The organism is Melioribacter sulfuriphilus (genome assembly GCF_052656625.1).
The window spans coordinates 271,670-295,185 of sequence record NZ_JBQXXK010000002.1 but is presented as its reverse complement, the minus strand read 5'-3'; the positions used below and the strand labels follow the sequence as shown (position 1 = coordinate 295,185).

The following is a 23,516-nucleotide window of genomic DNA, read 5'->3' as shown; positions in this document are numbered from 1 at the left end:
TTATTTTATTCTGATATAATCCATATCAAACATCAAAGCTTCCGAACCGTCAGGCAGGACGTTATACATTTCGAATTTATGGTTGTCGTCGTCAATTATTTTTGTAACGGACTTAATTTTTGAATCCTTTCCAGTGGCGGGATCGACAGTTGTACCATAATAAGTAATTGTTTTTGTGGTTTCGTCGAACTTTCCGTTTAACACTGTCACGCCAGTTCCCATATTGTCGATCCAGATACTAATAAATTCTTTTTTTGCATTGTCGTAGGCATCAATACCAATTCCCTCCATTGCCATTCCCATCATGTCGCTATGGAAGGTCGATTTCAGGTATCTGCCACCCATGATCATTTCAAATTTGGCTGTTCCTTCGCTTTTCATTTCTTGACCGCCCTGACCTTTCATGGTCATTACAGTTTTCCAGTCGCCTGCCATCGAGGAAAGCATCTCGTGCATCGGACCCGGTGTCATATATTTCATCCAGGCTTCCATGGCTGCCGGATCGTCCTGTCCGTATGAAACTCCTGATAAAAATACGATTATTGATAAAAATGAAATTAGTTTTTTCATGGTATTCCTTTCGTTGTTTAAAATGATAGTTAACTTAGTTAATATAATCTCCAAAAAAAAGAAAAATATAAGTGCAACTATTCAATTTAAAATAGAAATTGTGTATGTTAATTACTGTTCAAAAAGGGGCTTAGAGATGATTAGGAAGATATTTGCAACTCTCGCTTTATCTTTAACAATTTGTTCGTGCACCGTGTTAATGCTGAAGCCTGCGGATTTTTCCTGGCCGATCGAATCGGTTCTTAATGTCGACGAAAATGGATATGTGCACGAAAAACGTCATTCGTTTTCGATAAATGTAAATCCTCTTTTCTTTGAAGAAACAGGGGATTCGTCGAATACAGTTAATAAACAAGTGCGTATAATAAGAGATTTAGAAGGATACTATTATATAACGTCGCAAGGATTTAAAAATATCTACTTGTTTTTCCCGACTGAAAGAGGTATGAAGCTGTTCAAAAAAATAAATGTTTATACCGATAAAACTCTCGAAAATCCAGCTATGAATCAGCGTCAACCTTACATTGAATTGATTGACAATCAAGAAAAATTTCTTCTCAATAAAAATGGCATAGTGAGGTAGTGATGAAAAAGTTTATAGTAATTTTTACATTAATACTTACTGCATACAATAATTACTTCTGCCAGTCGGATTATGAAATTGTGCAGTCTTTCCAGCAAAAGTACAACCTTTTGATGGACCAAATAAAAAAAGCCGAATCGCTCGACGACTGCAATTCGATACATGCACGGGCTAAAGAACTATACCAAGAATATTCAAAACATTCCTCATTGCTCGATAACTCACTTTATCCGGAAAGTTTCGAATCTTCTTTCGAGAAACTTTTTAATGCAATCTCTCTCCGTCAAAATGAATTCACACAGATTACGGAATTGAAAACCGAAATTGTGAATCTTAAAACCGAGCTGACAGAGCTTAATGAAAAAAACAAGGACTTGTTGGCAAGAATAACTATATTGCGGCGCCAGGTTGATAAAGATGCAGCCACAATCGCTGCTCTTAATAATATGATTGCACAGTTGAAAAGCAATCTGGAAAAAAGAGACCTTTTAATACGCGATATTATTGATTCGCTTATTCTGGATTTTGCCCAGATTCCAGCTACTTTGAACGAAGCGGAAAAGGTCTCCTACAGAATGAAAATAGATAATGCCGAGTTGTTCTTTAATATAGAGAGGACATTGATGGATAATATCCAGTTTATGAAAGTTACCGAACTAAAACCGGAAGACCTTGCTGAAATTAAGGAACATCAGGTGGAATTTAATAAACAGTGGAAAAGAATATCGCCAAAACTGAGCGAGATTTATCTCGACAAGAAAGAAAAAGAAGTACAGCTGGCAACTATAAATGACCTTTTTTACGAATGGAGGAGCAGAATCGATAAAGAAATATGGAACTCGATTTATACTGAATTCCGATCCAGAGAATTACCCGTTCTGCCTTTCAATAATGGCGAGGAGTTTGTCTACAGTATCAAATCATTCGTAGAAGATGAAATAAAGAATATGGAAATTAAAGGAAAAGACAAATCGTACGAGGTTTTTAAGACTTTTAGCGATACAGTATATTATGAAAAAGTTCTTCCTGAATGGATTCCCATTTTGATCGATAACAATATGATTACTGAGGCGGATAAAGATTCGATAGAAGCCCAATTAATGAAGTGGAAAAATAAATTAGGCCCCGAAGAAGAATTCAAATGGTTTTACTTGGTGGCCATTTTGTTAGTGGCTGCTCTGGCGGGATATTTCATATACTACAGGAGACGTAAAACTTACGGATTGGATAACTCGTCGATATAAATTCGCGGTACACGAGTGTTTATGCCGGTTAGAATTTCATAGGGAATTGTTTCTGCCCAGGAGGCAAGGTCATCAACCGTTATTTCGCAATTGCCTTGTTTGCCAATCAAAATAACTTCGTCTCCGTTGTATGCGGAATCTTTTTCGATGTTCACTACAATTTGATCCATTGAAATGGTTCCGATAACTGGATATTTCTTTTTGTTGATTATCACATGAGCTTTATCGCTCATTCTTCTCATGTAACCGTCGCCATAACCGACGGGAACAGTAACTGCTCGTACATCTCTGCTGGCAACCCATTTTGAGCCATATCCCACAGGATGACCTGCTTTAATTACTTTAAAGTAGATGACGAGTGATTTCCATGTAAGAGCGGGTTTGACTTCGATGGTTCTCTTTGTTTTATCAGAAGGATAAACACCGTAAAGCATAATGCCTGGTCTTACCATGTCTAAATTTGCCTCGGGCAGTTGAAGTATTCCCCCAGAATTTGAAATGTGCCTTATGATTGGACCGTAATTGAGGTGTTCGAAATAGTCGATTGCCTGCTTGAATCTGTCGAACTGTAGTTTTGTGTAGTCAATATTACCATTGTCGGCATTGGCAAAGTGGGAATAGATGCCTTCTATTTCAATATTCTTCAATTTCACTACTTCGTCAAAGAATTTGTCGGCATTGAAATAATGAACACCAATTCGTTCCATGCCTGTATCGATTTTAAGATGCACTTTAGCTTTTATATTTTGTTTGCTGGCTTCGTAATCAATCTGGCGCGCTTTGTCGATAGACGATGCAGTCATGGTGAGATTGTATTTGAGAAAAGTTGGTATTTGATTCCCCCAGATGCCGCCGAGAACGAGTATTGGCATTTTAATTCCCTGTCGACGCAATAGTATTCCTTCTTCCAGGAATGCCACACCCAGATAGTCGGCTCCTTCTTTCTCAAGAGTCTGTGCTATCTTAATCAATCCATGCCCGTAAGCATTGGCTTTGAGTATCGGCATTACTTTCGAAGGCTTGACAGCCTCTTTGATTTTGTGGAAATTTTCTTTTATGATTTTCAGATTGACGACCACATGCGTAGGTCTAATGACCTTATCCAAACTAATTACAGCGTGGTTTTCCATAATAAATTTTTTTTATTTGTAGAGTAAAAATAAGATTTATTGTTAAAGAATGTAATTGAAAACTGCGAGGATTTTAGCATGGAGATTCCATTTGTAGAATTAATCGGTTATGTCGCCTCAATGATGGTTGCAGTATCATTAATGATGAGTTCGATTGTAAAACTCAGAATTATAAACTTCGTTGGCTCCTTAATTTTTACTATTTATGGTATAATAATCAACGCTTACCCAGTAGCTCTTGTAAACGGATTTGTGGCAATCGTTAATATCTATTACCTGGTTGAAATATTTTCCAGAAAAGAATACTTTGATATTCTCGAAGTAAAACACGACTCGGGGTTCCTCGAATATTTTTTGAAATTCCATGAAAAAGATATTAGAAAATTTATTCCTACTTTTAATTTCAAACCTCAGCCTGATTGGACGATCCTGTTTGTACTGAGAAATTCAGTTCCTGCAGGAATTATTTGTGCGGAATCTCTATCCGACGGTTCACTCTCAGTTAAGCTCGATTATGTTATTCCCGGTTATCGCGATTTTAAAGTGGGCAAGTTCGTCTTTCAAAATTTTTTCAGGAATAGAAATGTAAAGAAAATAATAAGCGATCCTGGCAACAAAGTGCATCGGAAGTATTTGAAAAAAATGGGATTCGTTGAAACTGCAGAAGGCAAATACGAACTTAATCTAATGGATTGAAGTTGGAAATAGATATTATTTACGAAGACGATTCTCTGATAGCGGTAAACAAGCCGGAGGGAATAGCTGCAATTCCTGAAAGCAATAACATGGCTATAAATTTATACAAGATGTTATCAGAAAAATATGGGCGTAAAATTTATGTAGTACATCGACTCGACAAAGAGGTAAGCGGTATCATTATTTTTGCGTTTAATAGCGAGACACACAGAGAATTGAATCTCCTTTTTGAGAGTAGAAATGTTCAGAAAACATATAAGGCTCTTATTATCGGAAAGCCTGAAGCAGACGAAGGAATAATCAATTATCCATTACGACAATTTGGCTCGGGTCGAATGGGGGTTGACCACGAGAAAGGAAAGCCATCTGAAACTTATTACGAAGTTTTGAAATATTATAATGGTCACGCGCTTGTTAAATTAAATCCACTTACTGGAAGGCGCCATCAACTAAGGGTGCATATGTACTCGATTGGCTGTCCGATTGCCGGCGATTTGAAATACGGGAATCGTGAAGTTCAAAAAAAATATCCTCGCCTTATGTTACACGCCGAATCGATTAGATTTGACTACGGGGGCAAGTCTTACCGGTTAAGGGTTGATTTGTCTGATTCGTTCAATCGAGTACTGGAAAATATTAACACTAATTTTATTCTTTGATTCCCTATCAATTCTCTTCTTTTTACTAATTTTGTAAGTTAAATAGAGGATGCTTTATGATTGACCCAAAAATTTTCTACAGGAAACTCGATTCTCTGTTAGCAAAAATTGGCACCGAAAAATCGGGCGAGGATTTCCTTTTTACGATTGTACAGGAGCTCGAAAAGACATTCGGTGAAGATTTACATATCTGCAATGGTCGAATATATGTTGAGCAGGATGATAAATTTGTGCTCATATCGCCCAAAGAAAACAAGAAAAATTATTTAACTGAAATTCCAGTTGATTCAGAACCCTTGCAAGCCCTGCTTAAATCGAAAACTTATATTTTCGACAATCCGAATTTTACAATCGATCCTTCGGTTTTTTTGAAAAAAGATTACAGAATACCTGCCGCACTAAGCGTTAAAAGTCCGGACAACGTATGGTTATTTGTTTTCGAACTCAAGAGCGGGTGGATTCGTGAAGAAATTGAATTTTGTTTTAATGCAGTAAGAACAGTACTGAATTATCGTTTAACGTCCGAAGCAGTTAAAAGTGAAATGGAACAGGCAGCTCAAATACAGCAAAGTTTAATACCGGTAAACATACCTGATGTGAAAGGATTGCAAATAGCTGCACGTTCGGTGCCAGCTGAATTGGTTGGTGGGGACTTTTATGATTTTTTTGATTTCGACGACGATGTATTTGGTGTATGTGTGGGCGACGCTAGCGGTCATGGATTGCCAGCAGCACTTCTCGTACGTGATGTTGTAACAGGGTTGAGAATGGGGCTCGAAAAACATCTGAAAATGGTTTATACTTTTAAAAAACTAAATAATGTCATTTACCGAAGCGTTTATGCAACCAGTTTTGTCTCACTCGTTTATGCCGAAATTGAAAAGAACGGAAATATTCTCTATGTAAATGCTGGCCATCCTTCGCCATTAATTTACGATGGCAAGGAATTTAGAGAAATGCAGTCAACGGGACTGGTCTTTGGCGCTTTGCCTGAAATTGAACTTCAAAGAGGTTATGCTTTTTTGAAGCCAAACGATCTGATGGTGCTTTACAGTGACGGTATAATCGAGAGAAAAAACGGAAAGCAAAATGATTTCGATATTACAGGCCTGAAAAAAATCATTCAACAACATTACGATAAAACACCCGATCAAATAGTCGAAATAATATTTGATACGCTTTACGTCTACGGCGGGAAGAAAGATTGGGAAGACGACGCTACAGTGGTTGTAATTAAAAGAATATCATAAAAAAGTTAATGAAAAAAAGACGAAGTGCTTAAAGAAAAGCTAAGAGTCCTTAATACAAAAAAAATTCTCGACTACGATTATACGACTTATGTGATTTATTCTGTTATTATGGGAATTGTGGTGGGATTTGCAACTGTAACATTCCACGAATCGATTGATTTTTTCAATGAGCTTTTTTTCAAACAAACCACTGGCGGACTCTATTTTCTTGGAGCAGCGGCTGTAATTGCTTTGCCGGCAATCGGAATGTTAATCCAGAGCTTGATGATTTATGGTGCGCCTGAGATTGCAAAGAATCGAGGAGTGGTCGAAGTTATCAAAGCCGTTGCAACGAAGGGATATCGGATACCACTGCGCAATACAATTTTCCACTTTATTGCCCCTGTAATTAGTATCGGTTCCGGTAATACAGTAGGGCCCGAGGGGCCGGCGGCACAACTGGGCGGGGGTTTGGCAAATAAACTTGCATATCTTTTCAATCTCTCTGAAACGAAACGAAAGGTTTTGACGGCGGCCGGCGCAGGTGCGGCAATAGCTGCTATCTTTAACACTCCCATGGGCGGCATTTTTTTTGCTCTGGAAATCGTACTTTTAAATGAATTTTCCACTTCAACTTTTCCGGCACTCATCCTTTCCTCGGTTACTTCGAGCGCCGTGTCGCGCGCGTTTTTAGGCAATAAATCGATTTTTATATTCCACACCCCTCTGGTAGGCGACTATCTCAGTCTTTATTATTACGCAATACTCGGAGTACTGGCTGGAATTTTATCGCTCTCTTTTATAAGGTATTCAAATTTGCTCGACAATTTTATCACTAAAAAAATATTGAAAAAAATACCCCGCTGGGTGTTAATGACTTTTGTAGGTCTAATAGTTGGAATATCGGGTTATTTTTATAAAGATATTTTCGGAATTGGTTATAATGGCATAAATCATATCCTTTCGAGTTCTCTTGCCTGGCAGGTTGTTGCAGCACTGCTGATTCTGAAATTTTTATTGGTTCCATTGGTGTTAAACTCTGGCGGATTTGGGGGAATATTTGCTCCTTCGTTGTTTATGGGTGCCTGCCTTGGATTCCTTTACGGCACGGGTTTGAATTATTTACTTGGCTATCAATTTGATACTACCGCATTTGTATTGGTAGCAATGGGAGCGGTTCTTGGAGGGATAAATTTCATTCCTATCTCTGCTATCCTTATCATTTTCGAAATGACAAAAGATTATTCCTTTATACTACCATTGATGCTGGCTGTTGTTACAAGCACAATGATTGTTCAAATTATCTTGAAAAAATCGATTCACGAACGACATCTCGAAAAACAAGGCTACAGGGTTTCGTCTAAGGGAGAAATTAATTTGCTAAAATCGCTGACTGCAAAACAAGTTATGAAAAACGATATAGTTTTGGTAAAAGGAGATACGCCTCTGCCGGAAATTGTAAAACATCTAATTGAAAGTACACATACTACTTTTTACATGATTGACGATAACGGAAAAATCACTGGTACAATTACCGAAGCTGAACTAAGACCCATAATAACTGAGTACGAACATATAAGGAATGTTCTCGTGGCAAGAGATGTGGCTTCTTCTTCGGTTACCTTAATTCGAGAAGATGAAACACTCGATAGTGTGCTTAAAAAATTCGAAGCAAAAGACGCCGATGAATTTCCAGTGGTCAGCAATTCAGACGTGAATAAAATTCTCGGTACTATCAGTCGCCAAGATGTAATTTCGGCTTATAATAAAGAAAGTCTAAAAACTAATATTGTGGAAGGTCTGTCGCACGAGCTTTTGACCGTATCAAAAATTAAAAAGACACAGGTGTTTGAAGGCTATTCTATACTGGAAAAAACAGCTCCTCCTGAATTTGTTGGTAAATCGCTCGTAGAACTTAAAATTAGAAGTCGTTATGGATTGGAAGTACTCGTTGTTAAAAAAACTAATTCGCCCTTTGATGAAAATGAAAAAGAGGTTATTGTCCCTGATCCCAATTATATAATTCAGGAAGGCGACGAACTGATCTTATTCGGTGGCGACGATAAAATTGAAGCAGCTCTTAAATGGTAAACTATGACCAATGGAATACTTTTAACGCGGTTATTATAAAAAGTAAGACGGAGATGTTCCAGATCAGCTACTTCCCACACTAAATCTGTTTTATTGAAATCGTTCTTGAACATAAATGATGGCTGGAGAAATTAATTACAGGGTAGATAAATATTTTTGCATTTATGTTATGATAATTGCTATTCGATTTATGCCATACCTTTTCTCGAAGCACTTCCTGCCATGCCAGAAATAGAAAGAGTTGCTTGAGATAATTCCAATAATGTTACTGGTAAAATCCTGACGGTTGAAAATAAGTTTTCCGTAGTAATTTTTAATTTACTACCTGAATTAAAAGTTTGATGGTTATTGCATTTTAATGAATAATATTATATCTGTTACTGTTCGATTAAATTGCATTATGTTAAAATCCGTGATTAGTTAACATATAATTTTATGTGAGAGTTATGTCGAATGTTAAATTGCTTTCAGCTGTAATTATATTTTGTTCTATCTGTTCCTGCATACAGCAGGAAAAATATACCAGCGTGAATCTCAATATACCCGAGCCATCCGGTCTGGAATATGACGCGGTGGAGAATAAACTCTGGACAGTGAGCGACGAAACCAACTGTATTTATCTCTTAAACAGAGACGGAGAGATTCTGAAAAGGATAGAACTTCCCGACAAAGATCTTGAAGGTATAGCTCTTGTTAACGACTCGACACTTGCGGTTTTGAGCGAGGAAAGACGTAAAATAGTTTTCGTCTCTAAAAACGGTAGCATAATCGATAGAAAGTCCGCATTCAACAATGGAATCTTTAATAACGGACCTGAAGGTATAGCCTATGATCGGAATAATAAAACTTACTGGTTGGCAAACGAAAAAAATCCTGCAATGATTATAAAATATGATAGTCTTTTCAACGAAATCGAAAGAAAAGAAATTGATTTTGTAAGAGACATATCGGGTTTGTGTTACGATGGCACTGATAACTGCCTGTGGATGATAAGCGACGAAGACAAAAAAATATTTAAGCTCGACATGAAAATGAATATAATGGAATCGTTCGATACTAATGTAATTCAGATGGAAGGTGTGGCAATCAATCATAATGACAATGTGATATATATTATTTCCGACAGGGAAGAAAAACTTTACAGGTTCAAGATAAAATGAAAGAAATTGGATGGACTAAGGAAAAAGTAATGCATCTCCTTTTGTCGAAAAGGAATGAAAAGAATAAAACAGGGATGGCAAGATACGGTATTAACGTTGAAAAGGCTTTTGGTGTTAGCCTGAATGAATTAAGAGACATTGCGCGACGGATTGGCAAGAATCACGAATTGGCTAAAGAATTGTGGGAATCGGGATATCACGAAGCCCGTCACCTGGCTGTCTTGATTGAGGAATTAGATAAGGTGACCAAAAAGCAGATGGAAAAATGGGTCCACGACTTCGACTCGTGGGATTTATGCGACGGAACTTGCATACATCTTTTCCGAAAAACACCGTTTGCTAACGATAAAATAAATCGCTGGATGAAAAACGATGAAGAATTTGTGCGGCGAGCTTCATTTACACTAATAGCCACTCTTGCTCTTCACGATAAAAAAGCGGACGATGTGACCTTCATTAATTATTTAAGTGACATCAAGCGCTATTCGTACGACGAAAGAAATTTTGTGAAAAAGGCTGTCAACTGGGCTCTTCGACAAATTGGAAAAAGAAACATAAACTTAAATAGGCTGGCAGTTCAAATTGCACAGGAACTGAAGAATTCCAACACGAAATCTGCCCGATGGATTGGAAGCGACGCTTACAGAGAATTAACAAAACCCGAAACTATTAGGAACTTAAAATAGACAGCTCTTTCCTTTTAAATAATTTGTAGTCGGAAGTCGGACGCTTAAATAATATTATTCCTCTACTTCAAGATTGACAAGTTTAGCCGTCACTCCAGCTAACAGGTTTAGTTTTCTTTCGAGTTCTGTTTTCTTTTCGTCTTCTCCCACGAGTTCGAGCATTATCAAACCCGTATCAGAACAATTCTCAAGAACGCCATCGTGAATGCCAAGTCGAGTTTTAATCATACATCCCCAGGCGGTTAGTATCTGTTGCACTTTGATGGCTTCTTCTTTCCTTTTACCTACAAGCACAAGTAAAATAGATTTTTTCATAACAACCTCTGATGGTACTAAAAAAAGAATTACGTATACAAATAAATAAAATAAAAAACAATGAATCAAGAATTTGCATAATTATGCATAATTATGTATAATTATACTTCAGAAATGGAGAAATAAGTGATTAATGTTTCGATAGCTGGTGCCGCGGGATATTCGGGAGCAGAATTAATTAAATTACTGCTGCGGCATCCTGAAGTCAAAATAGATAAACTCTTCGGCTATTCAACGGCTGGAAAGAAAATAGACGAAGTCCATCCGTCTTTTAGATATCTGCTTTCAAAAGAAATAGTCCCTTTTGAGACAATGTCGTTAAGTGATACGGATATTTTGTTTGTTGCTCTTCCTTCTGGAGAAGCCCAGTCGATTGTTTCGGAAGCGTATAAAAAGAACGTAAAAGTGATTGACATTGGTGGCGATTTCCGATTAAAGGACGTGAATCTTTATAAAAAATATTATAAACACGAGCACTTAAATCCTGAATTGCTGGATGAAGCAGTTTACGGACTGCCGGAATGGAATACAAGTGAAATTAAAAAAGCGAAAATTATTGCAAATCCGGGCTGTTATCCAACGAGCGTTCTTCTGCCATTAATTCCGCTGCTTAAAGAAAAACTTATCAAACCGGATTTTATTTCAATAAATTCATACAGTGGTACATCGGGAGCAGGAAAATCGGTAAACCTTTCGATGATTTTCACAGAAGTCAACGAAAATGTGAGAGCATATAAAGTGGGTAATCATCAGCACATTCCGGAAATAGATTTTTATCTACAAAAGTTTGGTAATGTCGCTACCGCTTTCACTTTTGTGCCGCATCTTATGCCAATTACAAGAGGTATATATACAACAATTCATTGTAAAACAAATAAATCGACAGATAGACTGGAAGTCGAGAAAGTTTATAAAAAATATTATTCCGATAAGCCTTTTGTTCGATTAATAGACGATGGAATTCCAGAAATTAAAAATGTTGCTTATACTAATTTTTGTGATATTGGATTCAGTATTGCTGGTAATGATCTGATTATTATGTCCGCCATCGACAACCTCATCAAAGGCGCTGCAGGCCAGGCTATTCAAAATATGAACTTGATTTTTAATTATGATCAAACATTGGGATTGTTATGAATGAAAATAAATATGTGGAAATAACATCGGATAAAGAAATGAAATACGGAATAACTGCGCCGATGGGTTTTCTGAGTGCAGGCATTCATTGCGGCATAAAGAGATACAAAAAGGATCTTGCACTTATTATGTCTGAAGCCCCGGCTACCGCAGCGGCAATTTTTACTCAAAACAAAGTTCAAGCCGCCCCTGTTTTGCTATCTAAAGAGCATCTAAAATCAAACGACAAATTTCGTGCAATTATTATTAACAGCGGCAATGCAAATGCCTGCACGGGCGAACGTGGTATGCGTGATGCAATTCAAATGGCTTTTTTAACAGCTTCAAGACTGCATATTAAACCAGAAGAAGTATTCGTCTCGTCAACGGGAGTTATAGGCGAGCCACTTCCGATGGAAAAGATAAGAAATGGCATCGATAAGATAGTTGAAGTCCTTTCTGAAAACGAAGGGATTGCCGCTGCTGAAGCAATTATGACTACAGATACTTTCCCAAAATTTACTTCGATAAAATTTGATGTCAATGGGAAAACAGGTACAATCGGTGGCATAGCAAAAGGTTCGGGAATGATTCATCCCAATATGGCGACAATGCTGGCTTTTATTACGACGGATGTGCAGATCGAAAAAAATTATTTTCAAAATTTATTAAAGAAAACAGCCGACAGAACCTTTAACAGAATAACAGTCGACGGCGATACAAGTACAAACGATATGGTGATTGCATTGGCAAACGGATTATCGGGAGTTGAAATAATAGAAGGAGACGTAAGTGCACAAGTTTTTGAAAATGCACTCTTCGAAGTGATGAAAAAACTCGCTACCGATATTGTTAAAGATGGTGAAGGCGCTACAAAACTCATTGAAATAATAGTTGAAGGAGCACTAAACAATAACGATGCATTGAAAGCCGCTTGTAGCGTTGCTAAATCTCCCCTCGTTAAAACTGCTATTCATGGCGAGGATGCCAACTGGGGCAGAATTTTAGCCGCTGTCGGTTATTCTGGAATTACATTCTATCCCGATGATGCCGAGATTTACATTAATGGAAAATGCATTCTCGGGAAGAACTATGAAGTAAAACTTTCGATGGAAGAAGCAAACAAAACCTTGAAATCGGATCAGATCGAATTATTGATTAAGTTGAATGAAGGTTCCGGTAAAGCAAATTACTGGACGTGCGATTTTTCGGAAGAATATGTTAAGATTAATGGGAGCTACAGAACATGACACTTCCTAAATACAGAAAAGAGGATGTACTTGTAGAAGCTCTGCCATACATACAGGAATTCGAAAATAAAACCTTTGTTGTTAAATACGGCGGCGCCGTAATGGAAGAAGAAAATCTTAAACAGATGGTAGCACAGGATGTTACTCTCTTACGTAAAATAGGTATCAATATAATTGTAGTTCATGGCGGTGGTAAAGAAATAACTTCACTTTCAAACAAACTCAATATAAAAACAAATTTTATAAACGGACAAAGATATACCGACCAGGATACAATTGGCGTTGTTCAGATGGTACTTGCCGGGCAGATTAATAAAGATATTGTAAGAAGAATAAATATGCACGGCGGCAGAGCTGTCGGAATTAGCGGTATTGACGGAAATCTGCTCGGTGTAAAAAAATATGAAAAAGAAGACCTGGGGCTCGTTGGTGAAATCGAAAATGTTAATGACCGTCTTCTTTCAAACCTGATGAAGGACGGCTACATGCCAGTCATTGCTCCTGTTGGAGTGGATTCCAGAGGAACAATTTACAACGTAAACGCAGATATAGCCGCCTGTTATATTGCAGGTGCAGTTACTTCATCTAAACTGGTATTTTTGACCGATGTCGAAGGTATTAAAGACGGCGATCGACTTTTGACTCATTTAACGCGCTCCGAAGCTCAGAATATGATCGAAGACGGGATTATTAGTGGCGGTATGATTCCCAAGGTCGAGTCAGCTTTCAGGGCGCTCGAAGCCGGTGTAAAAAAAGTTCACATTATCGACGGTAGAATTCCTCATGCGCTCCTGCTCGAAATTTTTACCAAAGAAGGCGTTGGAACAGAAATAGTCGATGAATAAACGAAGGAAAACAATGGGAAAGAAATTAGAGGAAATTCAAAAACGTCATTCATTAATTAAATCGATTATTACTTCGCAAGAAGTATTTAATCAGACTCAACTAGGTAAGATTTTAAGAAGTAAAGGCATTAAAGTCACGCAAGCTACTCTTTCCAGGGATTTAAACGAACTGGGCGTGGTGCGCGTACCCACGTCAAATGGACTTGTATATCAAATTAATCAGGAAGGAGGAGAAAGCGCCTTAAAAAATTATATAGCCGAAGAAGTCCTGTCGATTGATTTTAATGAATGTGTGATTGTGGTAAAAACATTTTTAGGGCGTGCTCAGGGAGTGGCTGTTCAAATTGACAAGGAAAACCTTCCCGATGTTTTAGGTACAGTAGCCGGTGACGATACGATTATCGTTATCCCAAAATCAATTAAGAACATTAAAAAAGTAGTTGAAGAATTAAAAACAATGTTAGGAATAGAAAAATGAGTAAACAAAAAATAGTAGTGGCTTATTCCGGTGGTCTGGACACATCTGTTATGGTCCACTGGCTCAAAAAAAACTATGACGCCGATATAATTACTTTTACAGGTAATCTGGGTCAGTCGAAAGAATTAGTCGGATTGGAGGAAAAAGCTCTTAAATCCGGCGCTTCTAAGGTTTATATAGAAGATTTAACTGAAGAATTCTTGACAAATTACGCTTTCCCGGCACTAAGGTCGGGTGCTCTTTACGAAAATGCATATCCAATGGCAACGGCTATTGGGCGACCATTACTGGCAAAATCACTCGTCGAGATAGCTCTGAAAGAAAATGCAACTATGGTAGCTCACGGCTGCACAGGGAAGGGAAACGACCAGGTCAGATTCGAAGTTTCTGTAGGCGCGCTGGCACCCGATCTTAAATGTATTGCACCATTGAGAACATGGGAATTTAAATCCCGCGAAGAAGAAATTGAATATGCTAAAGAAAATAATATTCCCGTAACAATTACCAAAGACAATCCTTATTCCATTGACGATAATATCTGGGGAACTGCAATTGAATGCGGCATTCTGGAAGACCCGATGCAGGAACCACCGGAAGATGCATACCTCCATACCGTCTCTCCCGAAAAAGCTCCCGACTATCCTGAAACTGTTACGGTCGAATTTGAAAAAGGAATTCCTGTTAAAGTAGACGGCAAAGAGTTAAGTTCGATAGAACTGGTTAATTACCTGAATGAAATTGGAGGTAAGCACGGAATAGGCAGAATCGACATGATTGAAAATCGATTGGTCGGAATTAAATCCCGCGAAGTTTATGAAGCTCCAGCTGCCTCGATTCTTCATTTTGCACATACTGAACTCGAAAGACTTACTCTCGATAAAGCTGTTATGCATTACAAGAATCTCGTCTCTCATGAATTTGCTAATCTTATTTATAACGGACTCTGGTTTACTCCATTGAGAGAATCACTCCAGGCTTTCGTCGATAAAACTCAAGAAAAAGTAACGGGTCTTGTTAAAGTTAAACTCTACAAAGGTACAATGAGAGTTGTCGGTAGAACATCTCCTTACTCTCTCTATGACCCTTCGCTGGCAACTTATACTATTGAAGATCAATTTGACCATAAAGCCTCGGAAGGATTTATTAAAATCTACGGATTGCCTTACAAAACAATCAACCGGGTCGAACAAAAATTAAGTGATAATAAAGTAACGGTGTGATATGGCTGTCTGGAACGGTCGTTTTAAAAAAGATCTGGACAAAGAAGCGCTAAAATTTTCTTCTTCAATTGAGCTCGATCGACGGATGTTTAACGAAGATATTGATGGTAGCATTGCTCACGTCAAAATGTTAGCCAGGCAGAAAATTATTACTCTTGTAGAATCGAAAAAGATTGTAAAGGCGCTTGAAGAAATTCGTAGTGAAATTGCAAATGGCAAATATCTAATCGATTGGACTAAAGAGGATATTCATTCTGCAATTGAAGAGAGACTGATACAGAAAATTGGCGAAGCTGGAAAGCGGCTTCATACAGGCCGAAGCAGAAATGACCAGGTAGCACTCGACGAACGACTGTTCCTGAAGAAAGAAATCAATATATTAATTAAACTGATTACGGGTTTACAAAAATCGTTATTGAAAAAAGCTGAAAAATATAAGACCACAGTTATTCCGGGTTATACGCATTTGCAAAGAGCGCAACCTATCCTCTTCGCACACCATCTGACAGCGTATATTGAAATGCTCGAAAGAGACAAAGAAAGATTAAAAGATTGTCTGAAACGGAGCGACAAATCGCCTCTGGGTGCTGCTGCATTCGCCGGCACGTCGCTCCCGATCGACAGAAGTTACACTGCTAAACTGCTCGGCTTCGGAGGTATTGTTGAAAATAGCATCGATGCCGTCAGCAGCAGGGACTTTATTATCGAATTAATTTCGGCAATGTCAATTATAATGGTGAATTTAAGTCGTCTGTCTGAAGAATTTATCCTGTGGAGTAGTTCCGAATTTGCGTTTGCTCAAATTGACGATGCGTATGCAACGGGCAGTAGTTTGATGCCACAGAAGAAAAATCCTGACTTTGCCGAATTGATAAGAGGTAAGTCGGGCAGAGTTTTTGGCGCTTTGACCGGAATTTTAACTTTAATGAAAGGCCTCCCGCTTGCTTACAATAGAGATATGCAGGAAGACAAGTATCATCTAATTTCGGCACTCGATACAACGAAAGATTCTTTAAAAATTGCAGCCGGCATGATCGACCATACAGAATTTAAAACCGACAGATTTGAGGAAGAGCTGACCGGCGATTTATCGCTTGCAACAGACTTGCTCGATTATCTTGTACGGAAGAATGTACCTTTCAGAAAAGCTCATCATCTGGTTGGGAAAATTGTCGCCCGTTGTGTAGAAAAAGGGATCAAATTGAATCAACTCGAATTGAGTGAATATAAAAAATTTTCTCCCGCATTCGAAAAAGATTTATACTCACTCCTCACTCCATTGAGCAGCATAAAGAAAAAAACATCCGAAGGAAGCACTTCCCCTGAAGAAGTCAACAAAGCTTTACGTAAGTGGAAGAAAAAACTCGCTTCTGCATAATTTTTTCAAGCCAGGATTATTACCTCGAAAATTTTTCGAACTCCATTATTTTACTTATTTTTTGAACAACAGAACAAACTAACTGTTTATTCCGTCAAAATAAGTACAAAAAATTAAAAGGAGTTTGGTAATGCGATTTAAAATTATTCTCTTCGGTCTATTCCTCCTTTCGGCGTTTATAAATGTAAATGCATCAGGAGGAGGAAAAGGTTTTGACATCAGTAACTTGAACAAATCTGTATCGCCACGAGAAAACTTTTATGAGTTCGCAGTCGGTAACTGGGTTAAAAACAATCCAATACCTCCCGATCAGAGCAGGTGGGGAACCTTCAACGTTCTAATCGAGAGGAATAATGAATTGCTCCGTTCTATTGTGGAAGAAGTAGCTTCAAATCCGAATTGGGAAAAGGGGACAGCAAAGCAAAAGATTGCTGATTTTTATGTAACGGCAATGGACTCGGCTCGGATCGAAAAATATGGTTACAAACCAATTCTTCCTCTTTTCGAACAAATTGATAAAATCAGAAACAAAGCCGAACTTATTGAAGCAGTAGCACAATTCCATAAAACTGGAATTTCTCCATTCTTTTATTTTTACGTTGCCAGCGATGCTAAAAGAAGTGATCTAATGGCAGCTCATATTTATCAAGGCGGGGTTGGTCTTCCGGACGTGGAATATTATACCAAAGACGACGAGAGATCGAAAGAAATAAGAGAAAAGTATCTCCAGCACGTTGCAAAGATGTTTGCATTAGCAGGCGAAGAGAAGAATGCTAATGATTTTGCCGAAAAAATTATGAAAATTGAAACGGCTCTCGCAAAAGTTTCCAACACACGTCTGGAAAACAGGGACCCGATAAAAACATATAATAAATTGACAATCAATGCTCTTAAAAAATTGACTCCCTCGTTTGACTGGGACCGTTACTTTGAAGGACTTGGAGTCGAAAATCTGAATGTTATAATAATTAGGCAACCTGAATTTATTAAAGGGATGGCGGCTTTGATTGACGATGTAACTCTCGACGATTGGAAAATTTATTTGAAGTGGAATGTAATTAATGAGACCGCCGAAGCACTTAGCACTCCTTTTGTTATGGAAAAATTCGAATTCGAAGGAAAGTTTTTGAGAGGTCAACAGGAAATCCAGCCGCGCTGGAAAAGGGTAATTAACGTAATGAACGGAACGCTCGGCCAATTGCTCGGCCAGGTTTATGTTGAAAAAGCTTTTCCGCCTGAATCGAAAGCCAAAGCTAAAGCTATTGTCGACAATATACTCGTCTCGATGAAGGAAAGCATTCAAAATCTTGACTGGATGAGCGATGAAACAAAAGCTCGAGCTTTGAAAAAACTAAGCACTTTCGGTGTGAAAATTGGATATCCCGATAAATGGAAAGACTATTCGGAACTCGAAATAAAACGCGATTCTTATCTCAAAAATTTGATGAGAGCATCGGAATGGGAAATTAAAGACAACCTGAAAAAAATCGGTCAACCGACAGATAAATCAGAATGGTCGATGAATCCTCAAACTGTCAATGCAATGTATTCTCCCACACGAAACGATATTACATTTCCTGCGGGCATACTGCAACCTCCTTTCTTTAATCCCGATGCTGATGATGCGATCAATTACGGCGCAATGGGAGCGGTTATCGGTCATGAAATTACCCACGGCTTCGATGACCAGGGGAGGAAATACGACGAGAACGGAAATCTGAATGATTGGTGGACAAAAGAAGACAACGAAAAATTCCAGCAGAGAGCACAAAAATTGGTCGACCTTTATAACAGCTTTGTAGTTATCGATACATTTAAAGTTGACGGTGCTTTGACTCTCGGCGAAAATATTGCTGACCTTGGCGGACTGACGATTTCCTTCAATGCGTTTAAGAAAACCGAACAATACAAAAAGGGAGAAAGCATCGATGGCTTCACGCCAGCTCAAAGATTTTTCCTTGGATGGGCTCAGGTGTGGGCTACAAATATTAGACCCGAGGCTCTTAAACTTCAGATCAAAACCGATGTCCATTCACCGGCAGTTCAACGCGTCAACGGGCCTTTGATGACTATGCCCGAATTCTTTGAAGCATACAATGTACAACCGGGAGATCCGATGAGAATACCGGATGATAAAATCGTTAAAATATGGTAAACTGATTTTTAATTTTTTTCGAGGGTAGAATGAATTCTTTAGAAGTACATAATCTTACCAAAAGATTCGATAAAATTGTAGCTGTCGACGGCGCCTCTTTCGAGGTGCCCGACGGCTCGATATTTGGATTAATTGGCAGAAATGGAGCGGGTAAAACTACAACCATCAGAATGATGATGGGCATCTATCTGCCAGACGAAGGCGAAGTAATTCTTAAAGGCGTTAAAGTAGGCAGGGAATTTAAAAGCAAGGTGGGTTATCTGCCGGAAGAAAGAGGACTTTATAAAAAAATGAGAGTTCTCGAAACACTCCACTATTTCGCTGAACTTAAAGGCAAAACCGGCAAAGAGGTACATAAACAAGCGATCGAATACTTGAAGAAATTCGAGCTCTATGACCGACGAATGTCGAAAATAGAAGACCTCTCCAAAGGAAACCAGCAGAAGATCCAGTTTATCACTACTATTCTCCACGACCCGGAGTTTATTATTCTTGATGAACCGTTTTCCGGACTCGACCCGATTAATACAAATATCCTGAAAGAAATTATTCTTGAAATGAAAAGGAGAGGCAAGGTAATAATACTTTCGACTCACCTGATTGATTATGCCGAAAAGATGTGTGACCACGTGGCAATTATCGATAAAGGAAAAATAGTTTTGAAGGGCTCCCTCGAAGAACTAAAATCTAAGTATGCTAACAGGAATGTAAGTCTCGTCTATAACGGAGATATTTCATTCCTGAAAAAACATAATGAGATAGTAGAAAAAATAGAAGACTTTGGTAATTCGACTGGAATAAGAGTACACAAAGAATCACAAATACAGGACTTGTTGAAACTACTGATTGATAATGGAGTTGAGATAAAAAAATTCAATGCCAACGATATCTCGCTTCACGAAATATTTGTTGAAACCGTTGGCAACGAAGTCGATTCCGAAACTCAATTTTCGTTATCGGATAAGGAGGGCAAAAATGTTTAATTACAGAGTACTTGCAATCATTAAAAGAGAATTGAGAGAGCGCCTTTTTTCTAAAGCTTTTATTACTACGACATTATTGATACCAGGACTTATAATCGTAATTTTTGGTGTACAGGCATTGCTTTACAGCACTGAGAGTAAAAATCTCAATTTTGAATTGATTACCGAGAATGAAGAACTGACATCTGCTTTTAAGTATGAATTTTCGAATGCAGATTTTGTCAAAGAAAAACACTATGTCTTCCTTTACAAATCGATGAAAAGGGAAGAATTCAAAAAACATTTAGAGGAAATAAGAAACAAAATTGTTGACGAATCATTGACGGGCGTGATATTTGTTCCTTCATCGGCACTTAAAGATAAGAAAATAGAATATTATTCTAAGTCGCCACAAAACATTGCACTCTCGAGAGAATTGAACGGACCAATAAATAAAGTGCTGGTTGATGCTTATTTTATGAATAAGACGCTAAACCCAGAAGAACTCGAGTTTGCGCGACGTGGGGTCGATTTTGCCGGTTTCAAAGTCTCTGAAGAAGAGCAAATTAAAGAAGAAGGATACGGCAATATAATTCTTGCCTACGCCTTTACGTTTCTGCTCTATATGAGTTTGCTTATCATCGGTCAGATTACGCTTCAATCGGTAATTGAAGAGAAGAGTAATAGGATTGTCGAAATTGTTCTTTCATCGGTAGAGCCGAAAGAATTGATGACAGGCAAGATACTCGGAGCGTCGATTACCGGATTGGTTCAAATGGGAATCTGGCTCTTTACGATTATGGGTGTCGTTTCATCTTCCTGGTTAACACTCCCCGATAATCTGGTTCTTGAAATCGATACTAACGTGGTGCTCTATGTCCTTGTTAATTTCTTCATTGGATTGGTACTGTTTATTGGATTGTTCGCAACTGTAGGCGCAATATTCGACAACCCACAGGATGCTTCATCCGGTACTATGCCGATAATGATGCTTATCATAATTCCATTTTTCATAGCTTTTTCGATTATGGAAAATCCGAATAAGCCTTACGCTGAGATTGCCTCTTTGTTCCCATTTTCATCAGTAATCGTAATGCCTGCAAGAATGACTTTAATTGACGTGCCAACCTGGCAGTTGATAGCCGCAATTCTAATAAATATTCTTACCATAATTGCCATATTCCCTGTAGCCGGAAAAATTTATCGTGTGGGAATTTTAATTACAGGCAAGAAACCAAAATGGTCGGAAGTATTCCGCTGGCTTAAACAGTAATTTATTGTGGCAAACGCGTATCTAACTTCGATGCGTGTTTGCCGTTTTTTAATTTGACCCTGTCGGTGCGATTTATTAACTTGTTCTCCGTAATAAACAGTCATTTCTTTGATTCTGTCCGTAGAAAATTTTAACAAGTCAATTTCGATTTCGGAGAAAAAAATGAGCGATGTAGACATTTATTCCGAATTGGTGAATACGTTAAATAAAGATTTTTCGCTCGATGAAACTAATCTTCCTGCAAAGAACGATATTGAATTCATTCGCGTTTATCTCGTAGAGAAAATAAAAGAATTAATGGCACGGGACTACGGAAGATTCATAAATAATTTGTACAGAATTGACGTCGACGAAGCGAAGGTTAATGAAATTTTGTATGATAGAAATAAAACTGCCATCCCTGCAAGGCTTGCCGATTTGATAATTGAACGCCAGCTACTCAGAATTAAAACACGCATGATGTACCGCAACGGCAAACTTTAAACTTTATAACTTTTTTCACAATTCCCATCTGACTATTTTAGTCCTCAAAAAATAAATTTTTGGAGTACCATGATTAAGTCACTTTTTATGAAGTACCCGATAATAGATTATACCGTAATTATAATCGGTTCGGCTATTATGGCTGTAGGTATCGGAGTATTTCTTGTAGATGCACAGGTCGTACCAGGCGGAGTAAGTGGATTGGCGATGGCATTTCATTATTTGTCAGGCAATAAAATTCCAGTTGGTATGCTGATCTGGATTTTTAATGTGCCTTTGTTTATATGGGGAATTAAGGAACTCGGCGGTAAGTTCGGTATGCGTACTTTCGTCGGTTTTACATTCAATTCAATTTTTATCGATCTTTTCAGGGGCGACATACCAGGACTTTCTTTTATTCGCCTGCAAAATACCAAGCCAATTCAGGATTTGTACAAAAACGATTTTCTTTTCTTGATACTTATTGGTGCTGTTTTGCTTGGAATTGGACTCGGTCTGGTTTTCAAATTTAAAGGTACAACCGCTGGTTCCGATATCGTAGCTTCGATTTTGCATAAACGGTTTGGAATTAAACCAGGCCAGGCAATAATGATAATCGACTTTTTTGTTATTGCATTTGCAGGAATGATAATTGAACTAAAAAATCTCTCGCCCAATCGTCCTGCGCTAACTCTAACATTTTATGCAATTTTTCTTTTGTTCGTTTCTTCCCGATTAATTGATGCAATTATTGACGGCTTCGACTACGCCAGAGCAGCTTACGTTATATCGGACAAATACAATGAAATTATCGATACGATATTGACTGAAATGGGAAGAGGGTGCACTGCTGTCAAAACCAGAGGTGTTTATCGAAATGTGGAACGTGAAATGATTTTGACTGTTGTGCCACTGCGCGAAGTATCAAAACTGGTTGACCTTGTCAAGAGCATCGATCCCTCTGCATTTGTAATCGTTTATAACGTGCACGAGGTGCTCGGCGAAGGATTTAGAAGAAGGATCTAATAAATGAGCGACTTACTCGACAAAAGAGAGATCGAAACGCTTGCTTCTTCTTTTCGCATTAGCAAAATATTACTAACTGCTGTCGAACTCGATCTATTCTCTGAGCTCGACGGCAAATTGTTAACCAGTAAAGAAATTGCCCAGGATTTGAACACCGACGAATCTGCGACCTCCATTTTACTTAATGCACTTTGTGCAATCGGTCTTTTAAAGAAATCTAAAAATAAATATTACTGTACGGAAACAGCTTCTAAATATTTGTCGCAAAAAAGTACCGACTATATGCCAAATCTCCATCATACAGCAAATCAATGGCGCAAGTGGAGCAGGCTTACGGAAATAATCAAGCACGGTAGAAGTGTGGCATCTTTTGAGAGAAACGAAATTGAAAGAGAACAATTTATCGCAGCTATGCATTACAGAGCCAGATTGCAAGCGGAGATCATTGCATACATGATCGATATAGGCAAAGTAAAAAAAATGCTTGACGTTGGCGGCGGCTCAGGTGCATTTTCATACGCATTCATGAAACGTAATCCAGAATTAAAATCAGTAATTCTCGATTTATCTGAAGTAATACCGCTTACAAAATGGTATGCTTCCGAAGAGCAGATGTCCGATAGAACCGAATTCATAGAAGGTGATTATTTATCTGTTGATTTCGGCCAAAATTACGATATGATTTTCATTTCTTCGATAATTCATATGAATAGTTATGATCAAAACAATAAATTGATAAAAAAATCAGCAGATGTTCTCTCTCCAGATGGCTTTATTGTAATAAGAGATTGGGTGATGAATGATAATTTAACGGAGCCTCCAGAAGCGGCTTTATTTTCGGTGAATATGCTCGTCTCTACAAAAGAAGGACGCACTTACTCGGAAAGCGAAATTAAAGAATGGTTAGTCAATGCCGGCATTCGGCGAACGGAAAAAAAAGAAACAGGATTCGGGCCGGCACTTTATATCGGTTTTAAATAGGAGTCGT

At 38.2% G+C, this 23,516-nt stretch carries 23 protein-coding genes; 20 read left to right on the top strand and 3 right to left on the bottom strand.

All coding sequences use genetic code 11. From position 1 onward, the window contains the following. On the bottom strand, nt 1-570 hold the full coding sequence (locus ACUN8G_RS03210; RefSeq protein ID WP_437345681.1) for a DUF1579 domain-containing protein: 570 nt from the start codon (nt 568-570) through the stop codon (nt 1-3). A gap of 136 nt (nt 571-706) precedes the next feature. On the opposite strand from ACUN8G_RS03210, the gene ACUN8G_RS03205 reads away from it, so the two are divergent. After that, nucleotides 707-1,153 carry a hypothetical protein gene (locus ACUN8G_RS03205; protein ID WP_437345680.1) on the top strand — a complete coding sequence of 149 codons (447 nt, stop codon included), beginning with the start codon at nt 707-709 and terminating at the stop codon, nt 1,151-1,153. A gap of 2 nt (nt 1,154-1,155) precedes the next feature. Then, nucleotides 1,156-2,397, top strand: coding sequence for a coiled-coil domain-containing protein (locus ACUN8G_RS03200; protein WP_437345679.1), 1,242 nt, complete (start codon nt 1,156-1,158; stop codon nt 2,395-2,397). Here ACUN8G_RS03200 and alr read toward each other — a convergent pair. After that, complete coding sequence (alr, locus tag ACUN8G_RS03195; RefSeq protein WP_445480895.1) at nt 2,370-3,503, bottom strand: alanine racemase; 1,134 nt, start codon at nt 3,501-3,503, stop codon at nt 2,370-2,372. The two genes, ACUN8G_RS03200 and alr, sit on opposite strands and share 28 nt — an antisense overlap. 102 nt (nt 3,504-3,605) lie before the next feature. Between alr and ACUN8G_RS03190 the strand changes: the two genes are divergently transcribed. The 6 genes from ACUN8G_RS03190 (at nt 3,606) to ACUN8G_RS03165 (ending at nt 10,048) form a co-directional block, all read left to right on the top strand. After that, the gene (locus tag ACUN8G_RS03190) at nt 3,606-4,223 is read left to right on the top strand and encodes a hypothetical protein (RefSeq protein WP_437345677.1); all 618 of its coding nucleotides are present in this window, start codon (nt 3,606-3,608) and stop codon (nt 4,221-4,223) included. A 2-nt stretch (nt 4,224-4,225) separates the two neighbouring features. Continuing rightward, on the top strand, nt 4,226-4,882 hold the full coding sequence (locus ACUN8G_RS03185) for an RluA family pseudouridine synthase (RefSeq protein ID WP_437345676.1): 657 nt from the start codon (nt 4,226-4,228) through the stop codon (nt 4,880-4,882). 56 nt (nt 4,883-4,938) lie between these two features. Next, nucleotides 4,939-6,132, top strand: coding sequence for a PP2C family protein-serine/threonine phosphatase (locus ACUN8G_RS03180; RefSeq protein WP_437345675.1), 1,194 nt, complete (start codon nt 4,939-4,941; stop codon nt 6,130-6,132). A 24-nt stretch (nt 6,133-6,156) separates the two neighbouring features. After that, nucleotides 6,157-8,202, top strand: a complete 2,046-nt coding sequence (locus ACUN8G_RS03175) for a chloride channel protein (RefSeq protein WP_437345674.1) — start codon at nt 6,157-6,159, stop codon at nt 8,200-8,202. 446 nt (nt 8,203-8,648) lie between these two features. Then, the gene (locus tag ACUN8G_RS03170; protein WP_437345673.1) at nt 8,649-9,362 is read left to right on the top strand and encodes an SdiA-regulated domain-containing protein; all 714 of its coding nucleotides are present in this window, start codon (nt 8,649-8,651) and stop codon (nt 9,360-9,362) included. Continuing rightward, nucleotides 9,359-10,048, top strand: a complete 690-nt coding sequence (locus ACUN8G_RS03165; RefSeq protein WP_437345672.1) for a DNA alkylation repair protein — start codon at nt 9,359-9,361, stop codon at nt 10,046-10,048. Before ACUN8G_RS03170 ends, ACUN8G_RS03165 begins: the two co-directional genes overlap by 4 nt. A 54-nt stretch (nt 10,049-10,102) precedes the next feature. Here ACUN8G_RS03165 and ACUN8G_RS03160 read toward each other — a convergent pair whose 3' ends face one another. Continuing rightward, entirely contained in the window at nt 10,103-10,363 is a 261-nt protein-coding gene (locus ACUN8G_RS03160) for a CPF_0552 family protein (protein ID WP_437345671.1), read from the bottom strand. Between the two features lie 126 nt (nt 10,364-10,489). On the opposite strand from ACUN8G_RS03160, the gene argC reads away from it, so the two are divergent. From argC to ACUN8G_RS03100, 12 genes are all read left to right on the top strand, one after another. Continuing rightward, nucleotides 10,490-11,500, top strand: a complete 1,011-nt coding sequence (argC, locus tag ACUN8G_RS03155) for an N-acetyl-gamma-glutamyl-phosphate reductase (protein WP_437345670.1) — start codon at nt 10,490-10,492, stop codon at nt 11,498-11,500. Then, nucleotides 11,497-12,729 carry a bifunctional glutamate N-acetyltransferase/amino-acid acetyltransferase ArgJ gene (gene argJ / locus ACUN8G_RS03150; RefSeq protein WP_437345669.1) on the top strand — a complete coding sequence of 411 codons (1,233 nt, stop codon included), beginning with the start codon at nt 11,497-11,499 and terminating at the stop codon, nt 12,727-12,729. The genes argC and argJ overlap by 4 nt, the downstream gene beginning before the upstream one ends. Beyond that, nucleotides 12,726-13,574: an acetylglutamate kinase gene (gene argB / locus ACUN8G_RS03145; protein WP_437345668.1), complete on the top strand. Its 849-nt coding sequence runs from the start codon at nt 12,726-12,728 to the stop codon at nt 13,572-13,574. The genes argJ and argB overlap by 4 nt, the downstream gene beginning before the upstream one ends. A gap of 13 nt (nt 13,575-13,587) precedes the next feature. Then, entirely contained in the window at nt 13,588-14,052 is a 465-nt protein-coding gene (gene argR, locus ACUN8G_RS03140; protein ID WP_437345667.1) for an arginine repressor, read from the top strand. Further along, nucleotides 14,049-15,272, top strand: coding sequence for an argininosuccinate synthase (locus ACUN8G_RS03135; RefSeq protein WP_437345666.1), 1,224 nt, complete (start codon nt 14,049-14,051; stop codon nt 15,270-15,272). Before argR ends, ACUN8G_RS03135 begins: the two co-directional genes overlap by 4 nt. Nucleotide 15,273: 1 nt before the next feature. Then, nucleotides 15,274-16,650, top strand: coding sequence for an argininosuccinate lyase (gene argH, locus ACUN8G_RS03130; RefSeq protein ID WP_437345665.1), 1,377 nt, complete (start codon nt 15,274-15,276; stop codon nt 16,648-16,650). A gap of 130 nt (nt 16,651-16,780) precedes the next feature. Continuing rightward, nucleotides 16,781-18,805, top strand: coding sequence for a M13 family metallopeptidase (locus ACUN8G_RS03125; RefSeq protein ID WP_437345664.1), 2,025 nt, complete (start codon nt 16,781-16,783; stop codon nt 18,803-18,805). A 29-nt stretch (nt 18,806-18,834) separates the two neighbouring features. After that, entirely contained in the window at nt 18,835-19,788 is a 954-nt protein-coding gene (locus ACUN8G_RS03120; RefSeq protein WP_437345663.1) for an ABC transporter ATP-binding protein, read from the top strand. Next, nucleotides 19,781-21,040 carry an ABC transporter permease gene (locus ACUN8G_RS03115; RefSeq protein WP_437345662.1) on the top strand — a complete coding sequence of 420 codons (1,260 nt, stop codon included), beginning with the start codon at nt 19,781-19,783 and terminating at the stop codon, nt 21,038-21,040. Before ACUN8G_RS03120 ends, ACUN8G_RS03115 begins: the two co-directional genes overlap by 8 nt. A 162-nt stretch (nt 21,041-21,202) precedes the next feature. Next, nucleotides 21,203-21,523: a hypothetical protein gene (locus ACUN8G_RS03110; protein ID WP_437345661.1), complete on the top strand. Its 321-nt coding sequence runs from the start codon at nt 21,203-21,205 to the stop codon at nt 21,521-21,523. A gap of 69 nt (nt 21,524-21,592) precedes the next feature. Further along, entirely contained in the window at nt 21,593-22,528 is a 936-nt protein-coding gene (locus ACUN8G_RS03105; RefSeq protein ID WP_437345660.1) for a YitT family protein, read from the top strand. Nucleotides 22,529-22,531: 3 nt separating this feature from the next. Then, entirely contained in the window at nt 22,532-23,509 is a 978-nt protein-coding gene (locus ACUN8G_RS03100) for a methyltransferase (RefSeq protein ID WP_437345659.1), read from the top strand. Nucleotides 23,510-23,516: the final 7 nt, after the last annotated feature.